This is a genomic window from Aliihoeflea sp. PC F10.4, assembly GCF_054612275.1.
This window is the reverse complement of record NZ_JBTSWH010000001.1, coordinates 39,382-60,776: the sequence shown is the minus strand read 5'-3', so window position 1 is coordinate 60,776 and position 21,395 is coordinate 39,382. Positions and strand designations below refer to the sequence as shown.

Genomic DNA, 21,395 nt, shown 5'->3' with positions numbered 1-21,395 from the left:
CGTCACTCCCCGACGAATTGCGGACGACGTTTTTCGAGAAACGCCTTCATGCCTTCCTTGCGGTCGGCACTGTTCATAACGACCGTCGAGGCTAAGCGCTCAATCTCCATTGCCTCATCGAGGCAAAGCTCGCTGCCGGCATTGACCGCATGTTTGATGAAAGCCATCGAGATCGGCGCTCTCGCGGCGATCTCTCGCGCCAGCCCCATCGCGGTCTCCATGAGTTCGCCTGCCGAACAGACCTTATTGATCAGGCCGATGTCGAGCGCCTCGCCGGCATCGATAAGCCGGCCGGTGAACATCAGTTCTTTCGCTTTAGCCATCCCGATCCGCCGGGGAAGACGCTGCGTGCCGCCCGCTGCCGGCATCGCGCCGAGATTGGATTCGGGCAGTCCCAGCCGCGCATGCTCGGCCGCGATGATGAGATCGGCGCACATCGCCAGTTCCAGCCCCCCGCCCAGAGCGACACCGTTCAGTGCGGCGATCACCGGCCTTTCGAACGTCTCGATCTCGCGGAACAGACTCAGCGTGGCGCGCTGCGTGGCGAAATAGCCGTATGGTGTCTGCACCCGATCAGAATATTCCTTGACATCTGCGCCGGCACAAAACGCCTTCTCGCCGACCGCCGTCATCACGACACATCGGATTGCTTCGTCTTTCACCATCACGTTCGTGAAAAGCTCGCGAAGGTCCGCCTTCAATGCTGCTCCAAGAGTGTTCATCCGTGCGGGCCGGTTGATCGCGATCACCGCGACGCGGTCCTCGACCCGGTAGTCGACCGTCTCGTACTGCGACATCTCAATTCCTCTCCAGAACATGCGCGATCGCGATCGTGCCGAGCCCGATCATGTGTGCCATCCCGACCTTCGCGCCCGGCTGCTGCCGTTCCGCGTTTTCGCCCCGAAGCTGCCTCACGATCTCATGGATCTGCCCGATACCGGTCGGACCGAGAGGGTGCCCCTGGGCAATCAGCCCGCCGGAACTGTTGATGGCGCACGCTCCACCGATCGCCGATCCACCCTCGCGCAGGAACAGGTGGCCGGCGCCCTCCGGGCATATGCCGAACGTCTCGGAATAGAGGATCTCCTCGGTCGCGAACGCGTCGTGGAGTTCGACGACGTCGAGATCGCGCGGCTCGCTTTGCGCCTCTGCGAGCGCTCGCTGGGCCACGGTTCGAGCCACTGCCACGGTCGGGCTTTGCGTGCCCTGGCGCTCCGTTTCAGAGCACAGGACCGACGACGTCACCCTGACGGGCCTGTCGGACCTGACCCCGAAACGCCTGATCGCGTCCTCCGACATCACGATCGCGGCAGCTCCGCCGTCACCACGCGGCGTACACATCAAAGCCGTCAGATCGCCGGCGACCGGTTTCGAGGCGAGAATATCGTCGACCGAGCGCGGCTTTTGGAACTGGGCGAAGGGATTGGATGCAGCGTTCGTATGATTCTTCGCCGCAACAAGCGCCAGATCCTGCTGGGTCACGCCGCGAGACTGCTTGACCCATTCTCCGAGGAGCGCGAACTCCACCAGCGGGATCGGGTTGCAGACCGAAAGATGCTCGATGCCGGCCTTGTTGACGGCGCGCAACTGGTCGCCGTGCTTGTCGACCCCCACCGCTATCGCAACGTCGGCGAAGCCCGCCGCGACCGTCCTGCAGGCCAGTTGAAACGCGGACGAGCCCGAGGCGGATGCATTCTCTACCTGCGTGACGGACAGGCCCGTACTTCCAAGACGTGAGAACATTACCCGACCGGCCGCCATCCCGATCCCCGTAGTGCCGACGAATGCAGTCTCGACGGCTTCGAAGGGAACGCCGCAATCGGCAAGAGCTGCTCTCACGGCCGTCAGGCCGAGGTCGATGTAATTCGTCTCACCGGGAAACTCGTAGCGGTGCATGCCGACGCCGACAACGTGGACCGGACGCAAATCCTTGAGAACCACCATCAGGAGAGCTCGACCGGATGGAAACGGCAGCCGATGCCTTGAGCGGTCTCTTCAACCGACGTCGCCCTTGCCACGATCTCCTGCCCATGAGCGTACGAGCTGGCCGAGCCCGCCAGCATCACCTGAACAACGATGCCGTCCGAGAGTTCCGCCTCGCCGACGGCGAAGGGAACGGCGATGCCGGGCACCACAGGCACGTGGATATTGATCGCCGACAACAGGCGAGCCTTGTCGCCCAGGCTGCACGGGCTGACTCGCTCGGTTCCCTCGCCACAATGCGGACACCCGAAAGGCGTGAGGGGAAAGGTCGTCGTTCCGCACGCGCTACAATGCGCGCCCTGCACGCCGATCCGCGCGCCCTCCGCCATTCGACCCGCGTTGAAATCCGTCATGACGCCTCCTATATTTTACTTCAGAGTAAATAACATTTGCCGATTTAATAGGCAATATGCTATTGCACTTGGCCAACGTCGGTTAGTTTTTTACTCTAAAGTCAATCATATTGGAGATGGTTTTGGATTTCGCTCTGAAGGGACGCACCGCCTATATCACTGGCGGCGGCGGCGGTCTCGGCCGCGAGACAGCGCTTTATCTGGCGCGTGAAGGCTGCGCGATCGCGCTGATCGATCTCGATGTCGAGGTCGCACGTTCGGCGGCCGAATGGTTGGCAAAGGAAATTCCTTCTACGGAAGTGGTCGCGGTACATGCCGACGTGCGCTCCGAAGAGTCGGTCGGCGGAGCATTTGCGTCCTGCCGCGAGGCGATCGGCGACGCTGACATCCTTGTCAACAATGCCGGTTTCTCCCGGGACGGCTATATGGCGAAGATGCCATTGGAGAACTGGGAGACCGTCCATGACGTCGTCCTGAAAGGCAGCTTCCTCTGCAGCCGCGCGGCGCTTCCGGCTATGATGAGTTCGAAATGGGGGCGGATCGTCAACATCTCGTCGATCGCCTACCGGGGGATGAAGGGTCAGACGAATTACTCGGCCGCCAAGGCAGGCCTCATCGGCATGACGCGGGCTTTGGCGAGTGAAGCGGGAGGCTTCGGCATCACATGCAACGCCATCGCTCCGGGTCTTATCGCCACGCCGCGACTGCGCGCGCGCCCCGATTTCATCAAGCTGGAACAGCAGAGCATCGCCGGCACACCTATCCCCCGCGTCGGTGAAACATCGGACGTTGCCAAGGCCGTTCTCTTCTTCGTATCGCCGCTGGCTGACTATGTTTCCGGGCAGGTTCTAGAGGTGGCTGGCGGGCGTTGACTTATCGGGGATAACCTTCGATGAAGGTCTCATGTCAAAGCGCAGTATCCGAAAAGAAAAGTGGGTGGCAAGCCCCCAGCAGCGAAGCGAGCAATATGCGAGCAGGCGCAGGGCTCTCATCATGGAGGCGGGACGCGCCTTCGCCAGGAAGGGCTTTCACAACACCTCGCTCGACGAAGTCGCCAGCAGCCTGAACGTCACGAAGCCCGCGCTCTACTATTATATCCGCACCAAGCAGGAAATCCTGTTCGAGTGCCATAACCTCACGATGGACATCGCGCAAAGGGCGAAGGAATACGCCTTCGTCGAAAGTGATAAGCCGGCAAACCGACTTCGGCTTTTCCTCTATAAATATATAACGCTGCTCACCAGCGAGTTCGGCGGGCACTCGATTTTGCTCGAGCCGGTCTCGTCGCTCACGCCCGACCAACGCGAGTTCATTCTCGAACGCCGTCGCGGGTTCGACCGTATGTTGAGGGGATTTGTCGAACAATCCGTCGAGGACGGCACGATAAGACCGTGCAACTCGGCACTAGCCGTCAACTTCTTCATGGGCGCGCTTTCGGGACTTCCGCGCTGGTTCAGCCCGCAAGGCGCACTCAGTGGCGAAGACGTCGCGAATGCCTATCTGGAGTTCGTGTTCGACGGGCTGTCTGCGAGGCCAGCCTGACCGCATAACTGGACGTTCGTTCGTATATCTTCATCCAGCCAACGAACGAACTGCGCCACGGACTGCACTTTCTTCACCCCACCGACGCCGTGGCCGGCGGCCCATATGTCCTTCCACCGCTTACGCCGAAGTCCCTCGGGATCCATGTGCTTGGCCATGTCGATCCGGGGCAAGGGGGGCAGCGTTTCAGGGTCGATGCCCTGCGCGGCGAAACTCGGCCGAAGCAGATTGGCGTTCATGCCCGACAGCGCCTTCGTCGTGACGATATCGTCCAGACCTGCCTCGACCACCATCCGCCGATAGTCGGCCGAAGCCATGCTCTCGGTCGAAGCGATGAAAGGCGTGCCCATATAGGCGAGGTCCGCACCCAGGGCGAGCGCAGCGCGGATCGATGCGCCGTCGCTGATACCTCCGGCGAGTGCGATGGGGCCATCCCAGAACTGGCGAATCTCGCGAACGAAGGCGAAGGGGTTCGCCGACCCTTCCTGGCCACCGGAGCCTCGCGTCAGAACGACCAGACCGTCCACTCCCGCCGCTACGCATTTGCGGGCATGGCGAATGGTGCTGATGTCAGACAGAACCAGCCCCCCATAGGCGTGAACGGCACCGACGATCTTTTCGGGATTGCCGATGCTCGTGATCACCACCGGTACGCGCGCGGCGCATACGAGTTCGAGATCCGCGGCCAGACGCTGGTTGGACGGGTGAGCGATTATATTGACAGCCCAGGCAGCCGCCTCGGAATCAAGGCCGGCGTCGATCTGCTCCATCCAGACGCGAAGATCCTCCGTCGTGCGGCAGCTTGCCGCCGCAAAAGTCCCCAGAATTCCGGCATTGCTGCAGGCGATAACGAGTTCGGGGCCTGAAACCAGAAACATCGGCGCAGCGATGATCGGCAGCCGAAGGCCTAGTCGTGCCTTGAGTTGTGCCGATGATAACATTGCGTTCAAATTGCGCGCTCCTGACCAGCCCAATATTCCGCACGCACCACCCGACGGAGAACCTTGCCCTGGGCAGAACGCGGGAGGTCTTCCTTGAAGATCACCTGTTTGGGTGCTTTGACGCTGCCGAGTTCCGCTTTGCACTCGGCGATTAGTTCCGCCTCCGCAGCAGTTCCGCCCGGTATGAGCTGAACGACGGCCACGACCATCTCGCCCCATTTCTCATCCGGAACGCCGATGACGGCGCATTCGAGAACAGCCTTGTTGCGTTGGATAACCTTTTCGACTTCAGACGGGAAAACATTGAAGCCGCCACTGATGATGAGCTCGCGCTTGCGGTCGACAATGTGAAGGAAACCGTCTTCCGTTCTAAAGCCGACGTCACCCGTATGGTGCCAGCCATGGGCCGAGATTTCCGCCGTCGCGGCGGGATCGTCGACATAGCCCTTCATGACGATGTTCGACCTAACGACAATCTCCCCGCGCTCGCCATCGCCGAGCAATCGACCCTCGTCGTCCATGATCGCGACATCCGCGAAAGGCCCGGGCCGGCCGCAGACTTCCAGGAGTTCATGCTTGGCCGGATCGCGGATGATCGCATCGTATTCCTCCGGTGAGGTATAGCAGATAGCCATCGAGCATTCCGTCTGGCCGTAGAGCTGGCAGATGACGGGACCGAACACTTCGTGGGCTTCCCGCAGGCGCTCGGGCGCCATCGGGGACGCCCCGAAGATCATGTATTTGAGATCAGGGAAGCTTCGCTCGCGAACCCTCGGCTGGGCCAGCATCATGTAGATCACCGTCGGCGGAAGCAGAACCGTGGTGATTCTCTCCGTCTCGAGCGCGTCGATGATGGACGCGGCATCAGCCGCCGCAAGCACGTGTACGCTTCCCCCGCACGCGAATACCGGAAAACTCGATATCCCCGCCGCATGGGTCATCGGCGCGGCGAGCAGATAGCGCGGCGGTGTGTCGTAGCGAAACAGCGTCAGGTAGCTTGCAATGTTGGTCTCGGCGGAGAGATGGGTGTTGGCGACGGCTTTCGGCGCGCCGGTCGTCCCCCCTGTCGCGGCGACGCGGTAGACGTCGTCCGGGCGGTAGGCCTCAGTCGGCGGAAGGCTCGATGCCGAAAGTGCCAGCCAGTCGCCGAGGAAATGGTCGCCTCGGTTCTCGTCGATGCACACCCAAAGTCGCGCATTGGGCAGCATCGGGCGGATCTGTTCGACGACATCGGCGAGCGAGGAGTGGTAAAAGACTGCCCGCGCCTTTCCCTTGGTCATGTGATGGACGAGATCGTTCGGCGACGAGCGATAGTTGCACGAGTTCCAGACACCGCCCATTCGCAACAGCCCGAAACACGCGATGAGCCCGTCGATACTGTTGGGGGTAAGCGTCGCGACGCCGTCCCCGGCAGCAATGCCCGAGCGAACGAGGGACGCGGCCACACGGTCGACTTTTTCAGCAACGTCCCGATAGGTGAGCCTGCGGCTATCGTCGCTCAGGCACGCTGCGTCCGGCCATCGCGCGGCGGCTTTCAGAAAGAAATCGATCAGTCTCATTTAATCGTCCAGTTGGTGGGCCGAACAGCGGAGGGCGCGCAAATTGCGTGCTCATCGCATCAGTTCGGGAAGCAGAAGCGAGATTTGCGGGAACACGACAAGCAGGGCGATGATCACGAACTCGAGGGCGATGAACCATGTGAGGCTACGAAACATCGCACCGAGCGAGACGATGTTTCCGACCGCCGCTTTCACCACGTAGGCGTTCAGCCCGAGCGGTGGCGTGATCATCCCGACCTCGAGAAGCTTCACGACAAGGACGCCCATCCAGATCAAATTGAGGTCGGCGGCCTGAAACATAGGCAGGAAGATCGGCAGGGTCAGAAGCAATATGCCGATCGGGTCCAGGAACATGCCGAGGATCAGATAGGTGATGATCACGAACAGTATGATTGCATAGGGACTGACGTCGCCGGCCTCCACGAGGCCCGACAGAAAATCCGGGATTCCGCACAGTGAAAGAAAGCGGGTGAACAACTGCGCCATGATCGCGATGACGAAGACCGAGGTAGCGCTCGTCAGCGTGTCCACGACGCTTTCGCGGATCACCGACCAAGTGAGGTTCCCGCGAGAGAGGCTGATCAACGCCGCGCAAAAGGCACCGAAGGCACCGGATTCGGTCGGCGTCGTCACGCCGGTGTAGATGCCGCCGATGACCAGGATTACGAGGGCAGGCAGCGGCCACACTTCGCCGAGAAGCCGCCAGCGCTGGCGGGCCTGCTCGGCGAGTTCTTCATCGCTGGGCCTCGGCGCGAGGGCAGGATTCTTCATTGCACGGCCGATGATGAGCACCGAATAAAGCCCGGCGGTCATCAAGCCAGGCAAAACGCCGGCAATAAGCAGCGATCCGATCGCAGTCTGGGTGTACCAACCGTAGATGACGAAGGCGATCGAAGGCGGGATCATCGCGCCAAGCGTGCCGGCTGCCGCTACCGTCGCGCTCGCAAAGGCCGGATCGTAGCGATAGCGGATCATTTCCGGGACGGACAGGCGGCTCATAGCGGCCGCTGTAGCGACCGATGAACCCGACGCGGCAGAGAACATCGCGGCGGCCAGGTTAGCTGATACTGCAAGCCCCCCGGGCACCCAGCCGACCCACGCCCGAGCCGCCGCGAAAAGGGATCGCGTCAGTCCGCCGCGGTGCGCGAGAGCCCCCATGAACAGGAACATCGGAATAGCGGAGAGGTGCCAGCTCGCGGCGAAATCGAAGGGGGCGCTTCCCATCGCGTGGAACGCTGGCCGCGAGCCGCGGACGATATAGATACCGCATATCGATACGATACCGAGCGCGATGGCGACCGGCACGCGCATAGCCATCAGCAGCAGTAGGATGCCGATCGCGGCAAATCCGACCTCAAGCGACGTCATCAGTGAAATCCCCTAAAAAACCTGGTGAGCGAAGACAAGCGTCAATGCTCGTCCTGCTCCACGTTGGCATAGGCCCGACCATCCCGAACGGCTTGCAAGCCGTTGATGAGGTTCGAAAGAACGGCGAGGGTTGCCAAGATCATCGAGATGGCGAACACCCATCTGGCCGGCCATGTCTGCACGAAGAACTCGACCGCATCGACGCTGTCGCCGATCCGGGTTCGCCTTATTGCCTCCAGCCAAGCGAAATAGGCGAGCCCCCCCCAAAACAGCGCGGTAAGCGTATCCGCCATCACGCTCAGACCGATCTGGACGCGTTCGGGGAACCGCTCACTAATGACTTCGATCGATATGCTTCTTCGGCGAAGTTCGATCATCGCGAGCGGCAGGAACGTACATGCCACCATGTAGTGAAACTCGGTAATCTCCAGCGTACCGGGAAGCGGTCGGCGGATCAGGAGACGCAGCAGCACATCGAGCGAGATGTGCAGCATCATCAGAACGAGGGCTATTCCGCCGAGGAGAAATGCCGTGCGAGAGACGACGTCAACGAAACGCGAAAAGGCGGTCATCTTATCGGCTTATCTTCGAATAGACATGCTCTTGAAGCAATTCGGCGAACTTGTCCGTGTCGTCGTTCAGATCAGCCGTCAGCCCTTCCCACTTGGTCTTGATTTCGAGGAACCTCTCGACCAGGGCGCGAGCGTCAGCAACACCATCTGCCTCAGCCCGCTTGATCGCCTCCTCGACAGCACTCTCCTGGGCGGTCGCGAAGGTATCGCGAAAAGCCTGATCCGGCTCGTTGAACGAGACGCCGGCAGCCTTCGCATCCTCGATCGACTTCGCCATTTCAGCGCGATAGGCCAGCGTGAGCTTCGCCAGCGTCCCCGGCAGTTCTGCCAGTATGGCGGCTTTCACTTCATCGTCGGCGTCCTGCCAGACGGCATCGTTCGCAGCAAAGAACCAGCCGCCGAAATAGGATCCCAGCGACATATCGACGACCGAGCCGACCACTTCCTTCAGCGAGTAGGCATCGAGGAAAACGTCCGATCCGATCGCGCAGTCGATCTGGCCGCGCTGCAGTGCCTCGAAAAGTTCCGATGAAGACGCATTGACCTGAACGCCACCGAAGGCCTGCGAAAGGGTTGCCCATGATGTGGCCCCGCGGATTTTCCTGCCGCGAAGGTCCGAGAGACCCTTGATGTCGCCTGCGCACATAAGCACGTAGCGCGTCGTGGAATGGTAGGCGAGCGGCGTCGTGCCGTTGCGTTCTGCTTCATCGGAACATTGCGGACAGTCGAGAAGTCTGAACTCGTTCACGGCGCCAGTGAGCGCAAACTCGTCACTGACGAGAAGCGACAGGTTTGTGACAAGGTTGTGTGCCGGAAGCTGCTTGGGAAAGCCCGCATCAACAACATAGCCGGCATCAACGAGCTGGGAACCTATGGTGCTTAGAGCCTCCCTGTAGCTGCCAGCGACGCCTCCCGCGAGGACTTCGAACTCAATCTCGCCACCGGATTTCTCGGCAAGCGATTTTACCAGTGGCTCGACACCCTCGCGCACGACGACGTGCGTTGTCGGCATATAGGTCCCGTAGGTCATCTGCGTCTGGGCATTCGCGGCACCTGCTGCACAGAGGGCCGTCAGGGCGAATCCGGACATCACGAAATACGAATTATTGCTCATTTTGATTTCCTCCCTCGCCACTTATATATATTTTTCTACTTCGGAGTCAAATTTTCTTTGCAGTTGTTTTTTATATGTTTTTTGTCAAAAAATGATGCTCGAAAAAATATTTAATCGGCATCTATCGACGCAATAGTCATATTTCACTCTTTCATCGCCTGTCGGAAGGATGTGAACGCCCGGCTACCTGCCGAGAGCAGCTGGGGATCGGGCGATGTCCTAAGCGTCTATTTATAAGTCGGGCGGCGTTTCCGAGGCTGAACGTCGTCGATGACGTGGCGCGCGAACACCTGCAATCCCGGAAATCGTTACCGCCGCTCGCCGTGTCACCCGTGAACCTATCGATCCGATCGCTTGCCGCGGCAAGTCGATGCGAAATGGCACGTCGAGAGCTTCAACGATCGGATGCTCGCGCAGCCATTGCCGAACGGGCGGATTTTCAACACCTCCGGCACAATTCCTTGCTTTGCATCGGAATTTCGAGGTTGCAAAATCGCTCCGGAAAATTACGTGTCGTCGCGAATGCGCTTGTTATGGACGGACGCTTTTCCGAAGTGCCGTGATCGGTATTGTTTTGCTACGGATATCTCGCGTACGGATGATTACGAAGCTAAATCGAGGGCAGTCGGCTTGCGCAAACGTGAATTGAAAAAGAGTGCCGACAACGCCGGCTCGGAAAGGCTTGCCTACGAGGCGAGAAGCCGTCAGGAAGACGGCCAGTTCGTCGTGGCGCTGGCCAGGGGCATGGAAGTTCTCGCATCGTTCGGAAGTGACGATGACGAGCTCAGTAATTCGGAACTTGCCAAGCGCACGGGCTTTTCCAAACCGACCCTTACACGCCTTACGTTCACATTGATGAAGACTGGATATCTTCGTTACAATGAGGCTGCCGGAACCTATTCGCTGGCACCGAGAGTTGTGTCGCTCGCATCGCCTTATTTGAAGAGCCGTGCCTTCATTGCCAGAATCCAGCCCGATCTCGAAACGATCGCGCATATCTCGGGTGGATCGGCGGCTATCGCGGCCCGACGAAACCTGGACATGGTCTATCTCTCATACGTCAGATCCGCAAATTCGTTCGGGTTGCTGCTCGATCTGGGCGCTACGGTGCCAATATCTTCCACGTCGCATGGCAGCGCCTATCTTGGCGAACTCGACGACGAGGAACTGGAGGCCTTTGCCATCGATTTCCAAAGGGCGCACCCGGAGGCAGATGTGGACTTCAGGAGCAAGGGACGGATGTATCGCGAACGTCTTCGGACCGATGGTTATTGCGCCGCATTCGGTGAGTGGAACCCCAACGTCAATGCGGCGGCGACTGCATTTCGTCTGCCGGGGCTACGTGAAATCTATACGATCAATTGCGGAGGACACGCTTCGCAGGTCACGAAGGATGTCATCCATACCGTTGGTCCGTATCTGAAACGGTTGCGCGAAGCGCTGATGGGTTATGACGGCAGGTAAAGGCCAACTGGTTCGGTCGAAGCGAACCGAGCGCCTCGCTTCGACCTATCTGCACCCGTGAAATCGCCTAGATACGTCAAACGGACTTTCGGACGTCCTTTTCGGTTTCCGAAAGTGCATCGGCCAGCGCGTCGATGACGACATCCACTTCGTCGCGGGTGATGATGAGTGGAGGACTGAAGCCGATTATGTCGCCCATACTGCGTGCGATGACGCCTTTTTCGAGAAGTCTGGCCACGACGGCCGCACCGAGCTTTCCAGCCTCGCCCCAAGGCTCCTTCGTTGCCTTGTCCACGACCAGTTCGACAGCGCCGATGAGACCTGATCCGCGGGCCTGACCAACGAGCGGATGGCTCTCGAGCCCCAGCAGTCGCTCCTGCAGGTGTTTACCGACGTGCCGGGCGTTTTCGACCAGTCCGCGTTCTTCGATGATCGCCAGATTTTCAAGAGCCACTGCGGCAGCAACGGGATGGCCGCTCGCAGTCAGCCCATGCGCGAAAGCGCCGATCTGATCGGATTCGGCAGCAATCGGTTCAAAGACCTTGTCGTTCACCAGGACTGCCGAAATCGGCATGTAGGACGACGACAATTGCTTCGAAGCGACCAGGATATCAGGCCTGATGCCATATGTGTCGCTGCCGAACATCGCTCCGGTACGACCGAAGCCGCAGATGATCTCGTCGGCCACGAGCAGGATGTCGTAGCGGGCAAGGACCGCCTGGATCTTCTCCCAGTAAGTCGCGGGTGGTGTGATAACACCGCCCGCTCCAATGATGGGTTCGCCTATGAAGGCCGCAACGGTGTCCGGGCCTTCGCGCAATATGGTGTCTTCAAGCTCCGTGGCCAGCCGTGTCGCAAAGGTCTCCTCGCTCTCGCCGGGAAGCGCGTTCCTGTATGCGTAGGGGCATGACACGTGCAAGATGTTCGGCAAGGGAAGGTCGAACGATTTATGGACGACAGGCAGGCCCGTCAGGCTCGCAGCGCCAAGTGTGACGCCGTGATATGCCCGCTGGCGGCTGATGATCTTCTTGCGTTGTGGCTGCCCCATCGCATTCGACCGATACCAGATCATTTTGATAACGGTGTCGTTTGCTTCGGAGCCAGAGCTTGCGAAAAACGCCTTGCTCATCGGAGCCGGTGCCATTTTCACAAGCTTTTCCGCAAGTTCGATCACCGGCGAATGGGACCGATGATAGAACGTATGGTAATAGGGAAGCTTCTGCATCTGACGGGCAGCGGCTTCGACCAGTCTGGGTTCGGAAAACCCGACTGCGACGCTCCAAAGGCCCGCCATTGCCTCGATGTAACGTTTGCCTGAGTTGTCCTCGACATATATGCCGCTACCGCGCTCGATGACGAGCGGGCCGACTTCCAAATGTCGGCGCGCATTCGTAAACGAGTGAAGATGGTTGCGAATGTCCCGTGCTTCGGGCGAATTAGGGTTCTCATCCATTTTTCAATATCTTTTGCTGTTGAGGAATTATCTGGCTTCGCACGCTGGAAATCAGCGCCCCGATAGATAGTTGGCCCATTTCGCTATCGATGACGGACGGGTCATTTCCGGGCGCGCGGCATCGCGCTTGTCTGCCGCGCCGTAAAGAGCAAACATCGTCTTGACTCCCAGCCAACGCATCGGCTCGGGCTCCCAGTTCGGGGATCGGTGATCGACCCAGGGCAATCCGGTTCTTTCCGTTTTGTGCCCAAGAAGAAGATCTGCAATCGTCCGGCCGGCGAGGTTGGAAGTGGTCACGCCCGAACCGACATACCCACCACCCCAGGCGATGCCGCTGGTGCGGTCGAACCCGACCGACGCACACCAATCGCGAGGCACGGCCAATGCACCGCACCAGGAATGTTCGAAGGGAATATCCGCGATCTGCGGTAGAAAAGAATCGAGCGCTTGCCGTAAGCGCTCTACTGCGCGTGGACTTGCATGACCGTCGACATCCGGCTGGTTCCCGAAATTATAATAAATGCCCCGGCCACCGATAAGAATGCGATCGTCGCGTGTTCTTTGCAGGTAGCTGAACGAGTTGGCGTAGTCCGCCATCAATTCGCTGGCTGCCCATCCGATCTGATCCCACCGTTCGGCGGGAATAGGAGTCGTGACCGCGACATTGGAACCCATAGTGAGCAAGGAGCGCTTGAGCCCGGCGAGCGAGGGCGTATACCCCTCCGTCGCCCGCACGATGAGCGACGCCTTGATCGAACCTTTATCGGTATGGACGCTACCGCGGGTGACTTTCGTCGCGCATGTCCCCTCGAATATGCGCACGCCGCGGCGCTCCAGGAGGTCGGCCAGACCGCGTACGAGCTTTGCCGGCTGTACTCGCGCAACGCCAAGTGTCGCAAGCGCCAGACTGGCGTTTCGAACCTTTATCCGCGAAGCTGCCTCCGCTTGTTCGAGCAGTTGCAACCGGTCAGGCCCGACCTCCCACGAACGTAGATATTCGTAGTGTTCCCGCATCCGTTTCGCCTGGCTTGCGGTTACGGCGAACGTGACCTGATCGGTTTTCAAAATGTCGGCGTCAATGCCTTCGCGCTCGGCGACATCTGCAACCTCGCTGACACTGTGCCGAAGCTGATCCTGCATCGATATGACCGCAGCGCGTGTCGATGACTTCAGATAGGTCTCGCGGTTCCAGCCGAACCCTCCGCTCAACCAACCGCCGTTGCGGCCCGACGCACCGAACCCTGCAAAGTTTTTCTCCACGACGGCGATGTCGATGTCCGGCGCCAGTTGTTTCAGATAGTACGCGGTCCAAAGGCCGGTGAACCCGGCTCCCACGATGCACACATCCGCCGATATATCGTGCTGCAAGGACGGGCGCCGGGTCGGTATTCCGCCCAGCGCCTCGTGCCAATAGGATATTCGCCCATTCGTCATGAGGGTCTCCGTATACAGGGACGCACCGGCCTTCCTGTATACCTTTCCTGCACTGTTACTTGAGGACTTCTGCCCAGATGGCAGTCTTCAGGTCGTTGGCAGCCTTGCTGCAAACGGGCGAAAACAAGCCGGGTGCCGCCAGTTCCGCCGAAGGCTCGAGTTCCGGCGCGCCGCGCATCGTTTCCGGGAGAAATTCGTCGGAGCCGCGAATGCCGTTGCCGTAGCCCGCAAATCCGGAGATCAGCGCGGCGTTCTCGGGTTCCATGATGAAGTTGAGGAACAGGTACGCGTTGTCGACATTGCGCGCGCCCGTCAGCAAAGCGGCATTGTCCATGAACATCGTGTAGCCTTCGCGCGGAAAGCCCAGTTTCACCTTTGGATTGGCTTGACGGGCTTTCATGGTTGCGCCGTTCCACGCCATGGAAGCGGCCCAGTCCTCATTGGCCAGCCGTTCGCCGATCCCGTAATCGATGCTGATCCAGTCCGGCTTTGCGGCAAGAAGAACGTCCCGGACCTTTCGCAGGACTTCCCGGTCTTCGCTGCATACCTCGCCGCCGACATACATCGTCGCCAGTTCGATAACGGCCGACATTTCCGGCAGGACGTTGATCTTGCCCTTCAGTTCGGCCGGCACGTCGAAAATGATCGAAGACGTGTTGATGTCACCGTCATAGACCGATGTGTTGACGGCCACGCCGATGGAACCCCAGAGCCACGGCACGCTGTAGTTTCTGCCGTTATCCCATTCGGGGGCCATCCAGCGCTCGTCGATATTGGCCATGTTCGGCAATCGCGACTTGTCCAGTTCCTGCAACAGCCCTTGCTCGACATAGATCGGCACATAATTTCCGGAAGGAAAGACGATGTCATACTCGCTCCCGCCGGCCGCTACCTTCGCAAGAGCCGTTTCGTTGGAATTGAATTCGGCGATGGTGACCTTTACGTCGTACTCCTGCTCGAACTTCCTGATCAGTTCGGGGCTGGTGTAGCCACCCCAGTTATAAAGATTGAGATTTCCATCCGCATGTGCGGCGCATGTGAACGCAAGAAGTGCTGCAAATGAAATACCGTGTTTCATTTTAGTTCCCCTTTCCATTTTTGTTCACTCCATTGAGAAAAGCGACGATACCGAGAGCGACGACTGTAAACGCGAGTATCAGTGTCGAAATCGCGTGAACTTCAGGCGTCATGGTGACCCGAAGTTGGCTGAGCATGTAAGTCGGCAGCGTTTCCTGGCCTGCGCCCTTCACGAACTCGGTAATGACCACGTCGTCGAGCGACGCGATGAAGGCGAGCGTGAAGCCGGCGCCTATGCCCGGGAAAAGAAGAGGCGCGGTGACCCTTCTGAAAGTCTGCCAGCGATTGGCGTAAAGATCGGATGCTGCGACCTGAAGCACCGGGTCGATGGCCTCAAGCCGTGCGCGTATCGGCAGATAGGCCAGCGGTATGCAGAAAACCGAGTGAGCGAAGACCAGGTAGCCGATCCCGTTATACCCCGTCGCACTCTTGATCGAAGCCGTGATGATCAGGAATGCTACCGCCATGACGATGCTTGGGATGATGAGCGGCTGGGTGATCAGAAAGTAGATCGCCGTTTGGCCGGCAAATTTCGCGCGGGTTGTTCCAAGGGCAGCAAGCGTCGCCACCGTGGTGGAAATGATCGCGGCCAGACTTGCCAGTTGCAAGGACAGGATCGTGGCGTCGATGACAGCCTGATTGCGCAGCGCCGAGCGGTACCAGTCGAACGTGAACCCCTGATAGACGCTGGCGATAGCCGACGAACTGAAACTGTAGACGACCAGGACGCAGACCGGCATGTAAAGAATGACGAACACCAGGAAGGTGATCACCCCGAAGGCGGGCAGGTCGAGCACATTGAAATGCGTTTTTCTAACCATTGGTCTGCACCCTTTTGGCAACAGCGCTGCCGATGACCACAATCGCGACGACGAGAACAAGCAGGAAGAGGGCCGTCGCAGCACCGAGGGGCCAGTTGCGCGCTGCGCCGAACTGCAATTCGATGAAGTTGCCGATCATCATTTTCTTGCCGCCCCCCAGCACACGCGGGATGACGTACGCACCCAGCGACGGGATGAAGACCAGGGTCGCGCCGGCGATGATTCCGGGCCGCAGGATCGGCATGATCACACGCCGTATCACCTGCAGGCGGGTTGCGTAGAGATCGTAGGCGGCTTCGAGCAGCTTCTTGTCGAAGCGGTCGATCGACGCGAAAAGCGGCATCACCATCAACGGCAGATACACATAGGACATGCCAATCAGCACGGCCGTGTCGGTGTAGGCGATCGGAAGCGGTGCGCTGATAATGTTGAAATGCATGAGAAAGGAGTTGAGGACGCCGTTGTTTCGGATCAGCTCATTGATTGCGACCGTACGGACGAGCAGGTTCGTCCAAAATGGTATTGTGATCAAAAACAGCAACACAGGCCGTATCGCGGGCGACCGGTTGGCGATGTACCAGGCGGTCGGGAAGCCGACGATAAAGGTGACGACCGTCGTCATCAGCGACAGCCAGATCGACCGCCAGAATATGACGATGTGCGAGGTCGCCCAGCTCAGCGTGTCGTCGAAGATGTCCCGCGTCACGAAAAGGGACAGCCAGGCCTGCGTCGTGAAGTTCCATACGACGCCCGAATATGCACCCGGCTCCAGAAATGAGAACGCTGTCACGATGAGGAGCGGCACCAGTGAGCCGCCGATCAGAAGCACCAGCGCCGGTGCTGACAAAAGCCATGGGCGTAGGGTATCGATACGATTTGCGGCAGCCACGCTCATCAGCCCCCCAGGACACGGATGTTTTCGGGCCGCACCCGGATATGGGCTATTGAGCCCTGCTGCGGTACACGATCGAAAGAACGCGCGGATATGCGAGCCATGATGTTGGTGTCGGCTTCGAGGGCCAACGCGACCTGATAGTCAGTTCCCATGTACAGAGCAGGCCCAACCGTCACGGGAATGCAGCCTTGTCCGCCCGCCTCGACGATCTCGACGTCTTCCGGGCGAAAAGCCAGTGTCGACGGGTCGTTTCCTGTCTTGATCGAACCGTTCGTGACCAACGGCAAAGTGAATGCCATCGGCACCTTGTCGCTGGTGACTAGATTGGTTTCGCCGATAAATCCCGCGACGAAGCGATTTGCGGGTTGATTGTAGATGGTTTTCGGAGAGCCAAGCTGCTGAACCCGTCCATCCGACATCACGGCGATGCGGTCGGACATCGTCAGGGCCTCCTCCTGGTCGTGGGTGACGAAGATGAAGGTCAGTTTGGTTTCCGCCTGAAGCCGCTTGAGCTCCAACTGCATTTCCTTGCGCAGTTTGAGGTCCAGCGCCGACAGCGGCTCGTCAAGAAGCAGGACTTCGGGAGAAGCGGCAAGGGCGCGCGCCAGCGCCACACGCTGCTGCTGGCCGCCCGACAATTCGGAAATCTTACGCGATCCGTAGCCGTCGAGTTTGACGAGCGTAAGCATCTCGTCTGCGCGGCTTTTGACGGAGCTTTTCGAAAGCCCCTTCATTTCCAGGGGGAACGCGATATTTTCCGCGACGGTAAGATGTGGAAAAAGAGCATAGGACTGAAAGACCGTGTTGATCGGCCGAACGTTCGGCGACGAATTGGTCACGTCGCGTCCGTTGAGAAGAAGCCGCCCGGCAGTCGGGCTTTCAAAGCCTGCGATCAAGCGCAGGAGCGTTGTCTTTCCGCAGCCCGAAGGGCCAAGAAGCGTGAAGAACTCGCCGGAACGGATCGAGATCGATACGTCGTCTAGAGCGCGCACACCGTGAACGGCATCGCCGAACACCTTGTGCACCCCCTGAATTTCCACTGCTGATGTCACGCGGGTTCCCCGTTATTATTTGTTGCGTTCGGCTATCATGCCTTTTTCGTGTCGGTGCGTTTCCCTCCGCCTCCCCGGCCTAGATTGGGTCCCAGGAAATCACTTCCGGGCTTCGCTCGAGTGGCGCGCTGGCGTGCCGGAGCGCCGGCCAGGCGATTTCTGCGATCGCTTCCACGGACCACCCGCCATCCTTGTGAACACTTCGCAACGGACGCGGCTGGCTGAAAATCATGAGTTCGTTGGCGCGGCAGCCGAGGATCTGACCGCTCACATCCGCTGCGGCATCGCTCAATAAAAACGCGACCAGCGGCGCGATCTTCTCCGGCTCCATGCGCTTCAGCTTTTCCACGCGCAGGCGGCTTTCTTCGGAATCTGTCGGGATGGAACTCGTCATCGCGCTCCAGGCGAATGGGGCGATGCAGTTGGACCGAACATTGAACCGCGCCATGTCGAGGGCGATCGACCGCGAAAGACCGACGATGGCCATTTTCGCGGCGGCATAATTGGCTTGGCCGAAATTACCGATCAGGCCACTTGTCGATGTCATGTGGACGAAAGCGCCGCTTTCCTGCTTTCGAAACACCGCAGCAGCCTCACGGCTCACAAGAAACGATCCCAAAAGATGAACATCCACGACGGATTGCCATTCGCTCAGGCTCATCTGATGAAAGATGCGGTCTTTCAGGATACCGGCATTGTTGACGACGCCATCGAGACGGCCGAAAGCCGCGCAGGCGGCCTCGATCATCGCACGGGCGTTTTCGGGAGACGTCACGCTGCCGTCAAACGCCGCCGCCCGCCCACCGGCAGCATTGATCTCGTCGGCCACGGCCGCGCCGCCACTCAGATCGTTGACAAGAACGCTGCAGCCGCGGCGCCCAAGCTCAAGGCAAATCGCTTTTCCTATGCCGGTTCCGCCACCGGTTACTATTACCGACCTGCCTGTGAGTTCCGTCATCATTGGCGGACATTTCCTATGCCTGAAACGAAATGGTATCAGTGCCGCTGCGGAATGCAATACAATATTTTGCATTATTCCTGAGGCGGCTATGGGAAGTCGGAGCCCGCATTACTCAAGGGCGCGAGCGCAAAGGACAGCCAGATTTCTGCCGTATGGATAGGCAGTTCAGCGGCCGGTACCCGCAATCGATATGCCGCCGTCGACGACGATTGTCTGTCCGGTCACGAAGCGGCCCGCATCCGAAACCAAAAACGCAACAGCGCCGGCAAGGTCGTCGGGCTCGCCGATGCGTTTCAGGGGATATCGTTCGGCAGCTACGCGTTCGCGCTCGGGATCGGTCCAGAGCGGCTTGGCGAAATCCGTACGAACCAGCCCAGGGGCGACGCAATTGGCGCGGATGCCATCCGCCCCCAGTCCGACAGCCAAGCTGCGCGCTACGGATTCGAGTGCGGCTTTCGACGCGCCGTAAACGCCGATATCGTCAGTCCCGCGATGTGCTGAAATGCTTGAGACGAAGACGAATGCCCCGCCGCCCGCTCGTTTCATGCCATCGACGAGTTTCTTGGCCATCCAGATGTTTCCCTTGACGTTGCCGAGAAAAATCTTGTCGAACTCGGCTTCCGAAACGGTAAGCATTGGGCCGTAATGGGGGTTGAGCGCTGCGTTGCCCACATAGATGCTGATCTCGTTGCTCGTCTGCGCTCTTACGCGTTCGAGATAAGGATCGAAATCATCGATCCTCGATATGTTCAAAGCGATCCCGACGGCCTTGCCGCCGAGATTGCGAATCTCCTGTGCGACGGTCTCGCATCGCTCGACATCACGACTGGACACGACCACCTCGGCACCCGCTTCGGCGAGCCGTGTTGCAATGGCACGGCCAATTCCCTTGGTGGCGCCGGTGACGATGGCAGTCTTGCCATCAAGATCGAACAACGAACTCATCTTTCCCTGTCTCCTCCCAAGGGATTGAAACTCCGCGCGGATTTGCGCGAAGCTTAAAGGCAATCGGGCGAGACGGTGTCGCAGACTGTCTCACCGTCGCGTACGGGCTGAAGCAAGCCTTCGACCAACGGAACCTCGAACGCGAAGTAAAAGGTCATGGCGGCGAGCTTGCCCTCGTAAAACAGCCGGTCGTCATGCTCAGCCGACGATAGCGATGCCTGCGCGACGCGTGTCTGCCACAGCCAGAGCCAGCCGATCACGATGTGACCGAACGCCAGAAGGACATTGGTCGCATTAGACAGCGCGCCACGGACGTCGCCGGCCGCTTGCTTGTCGACCATGAGGCTGATGACATCCTCGACCGACGCCAACGCCCTTTCGAGTTGAGCGGCCTGTCGCTTCGACACGTCGAGCGTCTCATGAAGCGCGAGTTCCGAACGGATTGCATCGAGCACGCGCCGATATGGAACACCCCCTTCCATCCGCACCTTGCGACCGAGAAAGTCCTGCGCCTGAATGCCCGTGGTGCCCTCATGGATCGCGTTCAGGCGGTTGTCCCGATAAAGTTTCTCGACAATGAAATCGCGGGTGTACCCCGCGCCGCCATGGACCTGAATGGCGTCCTTGTTCGCTTCGAGGCAGAATTCGGACGGCCACGATTTGATGATCGGCGTCAGGACATCGAGAATTTGCGCCTTGATCTGACGTTCCTCATCGTCGCCTTCTCCCTGGCTCTCATCGATCAGGAATGCGCCGAAAAGGCACAATGCGAGCGCACCTTCGACGAACGCCTTTTGCCTTAGCAACATACGTTTGACGTCGGGATGATTGACGATTTCCACCGGCTTGCTGCCCGCCGGTGCCCCCAGGGGCCGGCCCTGAATGCGTTCGCGCGCATAACGAACCGCCTCGCCATATCCGGCATAGCCCGCCATGGCAGCGCCTGTGCCGACGCCGACGCGCGCCTCGTTCATCATGTGGAACATGTAAAGCAGACCCTTGTGAGGCTGCCCGACCAGATAGCCGACACAGGTGCCGTTCTCGCCGAAATTCAACGCACAGTTCGATGTCGCGCGATACCCCAACTTATGGTTCAGCCCGGCAACCCGCACGTCGTTTGCCGCGCCTACCGTTCCATCATCGTTCACATGGTTTCGCGGTACGATGAACAAGGAGAGGCCGCCGGCCCCGGCAGGCGCATCGGGAAGCTTCGCCAGAACGAGATGAATGACGTTTTGCGAAATGTCCTGGTCGGCACCCGATATCCACATCTTGTTGCCGCGGATGCGGTAAGTGCCGTCATCGAAGGGCGTCGCCATTGTCCTGATGTCGCCAAGCGAGGACCCGACATCCGGTTCTGAAAGGCACATCGTGCCGAAAAAGCGGCCCTCCATCATGGGCGCCATGAATGTGCGCCGCTGAATGTCGTCGCCGTGTGCTCTGAGAAGGTTCGCCGCTGCGCGCGTGAGCATGACATATCCAGCGGTTGCGCAGTCGGCCCCCTTCAGAACTCCAAGGCATGCTTGGGTGACGACCATCGGCAATTGCAGTCCGCCGTCTTCAAGTGTGCCCGAAGCCGCGATGAACCCGGCATCGACGATCGCGTTCACGCCCTCTTTGGTCGCAGGCGAAATCACGACGCGCCCGTCGACCAGACGGGGTTCCTCAAGGTCGGCAGCCCTCGCATTCTTCCACAATATGTTGGTGGCGATGTCGAAGGCGAGGTCGATCGCGCCGTCGACGGTCTGTCGATCGTGATGTGCAAATCGCGCATGCTCGAACAGCTTTGGCGTATCGAGGACTTCATAGAGCAGGAAATCCACGTCGCGCCTGTTTGCGACAGTCCAGTTCATGGGCACGT

General features: G+C 59.5%; 20 protein-coding genes. 3 read left to right on the top strand and 17 right to left on the bottom strand.

Going from position 1 to position 21,395, the window contains the following annotated elements:
• Positions 1–2 precede the first annotated feature (2 nt).
• The 3 genes from ACX82Z_RS00270 to ACX82Z_RS00260 are packed head-to-tail and all read right to left on the bottom strand — an operon-like array spanning position 3 to position 2,336.
• Positions 3–797, bottom strand: a complete 795-nt coding sequence (locus ACX82Z_RS00270) for an enoyl-CoA hydratase/isomerase family protein (RefSeq protein ID WP_459586156.1) — start codon at positions 795–797, stop codon at positions 3–5.
• Between the two features lies 1 nt (position 798).
• On the bottom strand, positions 799–1,944 hold the full coding sequence (locus ACX82Z_RS00265; RefSeq protein WP_459586155.1) for a thiolase family protein: 1,146 nt from the start codon (positions 1,942–1,944) through the stop codon (positions 799–801).
• Positions 1,944–2,336 carry a PhlB family protein gene (locus tag ACX82Z_RS00260; RefSeq protein ID WP_459586154.1) on the bottom strand — a complete coding sequence of 131 codons (393 nt, stop codon included), beginning with the start codon at positions 2,334–2,336 and terminating at the stop codon, positions 1,944–1,946. Before ACX82Z_RS00260 ends, ACX82Z_RS00265 begins: the two co-directional genes overlap by 1 nt.
• Positions 2,337–2,458: 122 nt before the next feature.
• Between ACX82Z_RS00260 and ACX82Z_RS00255 the strand changes: the two genes are divergently transcribed.
• On the top strand, positions 2,459–3,208 hold the full coding sequence (locus tag ACX82Z_RS00255; protein WP_459586153.1) for an SDR family NAD(P)-dependent oxidoreductase: 750 nt from the start codon (positions 2,459–2,461) through the stop codon (positions 3,206–3,208).
• Positions 3,209–3,272: 64 nt separating this feature from the next.
• A complete protein-coding gene (locus ACX82Z_RS00250) occupies positions 3,273–3,878 on the top strand; it encodes a TetR/AcrR family transcriptional regulator (RefSeq protein WP_459586152.1) in 606 nt (201 codons plus the stop codon).
• Here the strand turns inward: ACX82Z_RS00250 and ACX82Z_RS00245 are convergent.
• The 5 genes from ACX82Z_RS00245 to ACX82Z_RS00225 are packed head-to-tail and all read right to left on the bottom strand — an operon-like array spanning position 3,833 to position 9,432.
• The gene (locus tag ACX82Z_RS00245; RefSeq protein WP_459591199.1) at positions 3,833–4,819 is read right to left on the bottom strand and encodes an NAD(P)H-dependent flavin oxidoreductase; all 987 of its coding nucleotides are present in this window, start codon (positions 4,817–4,819) and stop codon (positions 3,833–3,835) included. The genes ACX82Z_RS00250 and ACX82Z_RS00245 overlap by 46 nt on opposite strands.
• A 5-nt stretch (positions 4,820–4,824) precedes the next feature.
• The gene (locus tag ACX82Z_RS00240) at positions 4,825–6,378 is read right to left on the bottom strand and encodes a class I adenylate-forming enzyme family protein (protein WP_459586151.1); all 1,554 of its coding nucleotides are present in this window, start codon (positions 6,376–6,378) and stop codon (positions 4,825–4,827) included.
• Positions 6,379–6,429: 51 nt separating this feature from the next.
• Positions 6,430–7,746 carry a TRAP transporter large permease gene (locus ACX82Z_RS00235; RefSeq protein WP_459586150.1) on the bottom strand — a complete coding sequence of 439 codons (1,317 nt, stop codon included), beginning with the start codon at positions 7,744–7,746 and terminating at the stop codon, positions 6,430–6,432.
• A 41-nt stretch (positions 7,747–7,787) separates the two neighbouring features.
• Positions 7,788–8,318, bottom strand: a complete 531-nt coding sequence (locus ACX82Z_RS00230) for a TRAP transporter small permease (RefSeq protein WP_459586149.1) — start codon at positions 8,316–8,318, stop codon at positions 7,788–7,790.
• A gap of 1 nt (position 8,319) precedes the next feature.
• On the bottom strand, positions 8,320–9,432 hold the full coding sequence (locus ACX82Z_RS00225; RefSeq protein WP_459586148.1) for a C4-dicarboxylate TRAP transporter substrate-binding protein: 1,113 nt from the start codon (positions 9,430–9,432) through the stop codon (positions 8,320–8,322).
• A 630-nt stretch (positions 9,433–10,062) separates the two neighbouring features.
• Between ACX82Z_RS00225 and ACX82Z_RS00220 the strand changes: the two genes are divergently transcribed.
• The gene (locus tag ACX82Z_RS00220; protein WP_459586147.1) at positions 10,063–10,896 is read left to right on the top strand and encodes an IclR family transcriptional regulator; all 834 of its coding nucleotides are present in this window, start codon (positions 10,063–10,065) and stop codon (positions 10,894–10,896) included.
• A 76-nt stretch (positions 10,897–10,972) separates the two neighbouring features.
• Here the strand turns inward: ACX82Z_RS00220 and ACX82Z_RS00215 are convergent, their stop codons facing one another.
• From ACX82Z_RS00215 to ACX82Z_RS00175, 9 genes are all read right to left on the bottom strand, one after another.
• Positions 10,973–12,349 (bottom strand): aspartate aminotransferase family protein, encoded by a 1,377-nt coding sequence (locus ACX82Z_RS00215; RefSeq protein ID WP_459586146.1) that lies wholly within the window; start codon positions 12,347–12,349, stop codon positions 10,973–10,975.
• Between the two features lie 51 nt (positions 12,350–12,400).
• Positions 12,401–13,783: an NAD(P)/FAD-dependent oxidoreductase gene (locus tag ACX82Z_RS00210; protein WP_459586145.1), complete on the bottom strand. Its 1,383-nt coding sequence runs from the start codon at positions 13,781–13,783 to the stop codon at positions 12,401–12,403.
• A gap of 55 nt (positions 13,784–13,838) precedes the next feature.
• Positions 13,839–14,861, bottom strand: a complete 1,023-nt coding sequence (locus ACX82Z_RS00205) for an extracellular solute-binding protein (protein ID WP_459586144.1) — start codon at positions 14,859–14,861, stop codon at positions 13,839–13,841.
• Position 14,862: 1 nt separating this feature from the next.
• Complete coding sequence (locus tag ACX82Z_RS00200; protein WP_459586143.1) at positions 14,863–15,681, bottom strand: ABC transporter permease; 819 nt, start codon at positions 15,679–15,681, stop codon at positions 14,863–14,865.
• Positions 15,674–16,576 (bottom strand): ABC transporter permease, encoded by a 903-nt coding sequence (locus tag ACX82Z_RS00195; RefSeq protein ID WP_459586142.1) that lies wholly within the window; start codon positions 16,574–16,576, stop codon positions 15,674–15,676. Before ACX82Z_RS00195 ends, ACX82Z_RS00200 begins: the two co-directional genes overlap by 8 nt.
• Positions 16,576–17,628: an ABC transporter ATP-binding protein gene (locus ACX82Z_RS00190; RefSeq protein WP_459586141.1), complete on the bottom strand. Its 1,053-nt coding sequence runs from the start codon at positions 17,626–17,628 to the stop codon at positions 16,576–16,578. The genes ACX82Z_RS00195 and ACX82Z_RS00190 overlap by 1 nt, the downstream gene beginning before the upstream one ends.
• A gap of 79 nt (positions 17,629–17,707) precedes the next feature.
• Positions 17,708–18,589, bottom strand: coding sequence for an SDR family NAD(P)-dependent oxidoreductase (locus ACX82Z_RS00185; protein ID WP_459586140.1), 882 nt, complete (start codon positions 18,587–18,589; stop codon positions 17,708–17,710).
• 165 nt (positions 18,590–18,754) lie between these two features.
• A complete protein-coding gene (locus ACX82Z_RS00180) occupies positions 18,755–19,534 on the bottom strand; it encodes an SDR family NAD(P)-dependent oxidoreductase (protein ID WP_459586139.1) in 780 nt (259 codons plus the stop codon).
• A gap of 53 nt (positions 19,535–19,587) precedes the next feature.
• Entirely contained in the window at positions 19,588–21,387 is a 1,800-nt protein-coding gene (locus ACX82Z_RS00175; RefSeq protein ID WP_459586138.1) for an acyl-CoA dehydrogenase, read from the bottom strand.
• Between the last annotated feature and the right edge of the window lie 8 nt (positions 21,388–21,395).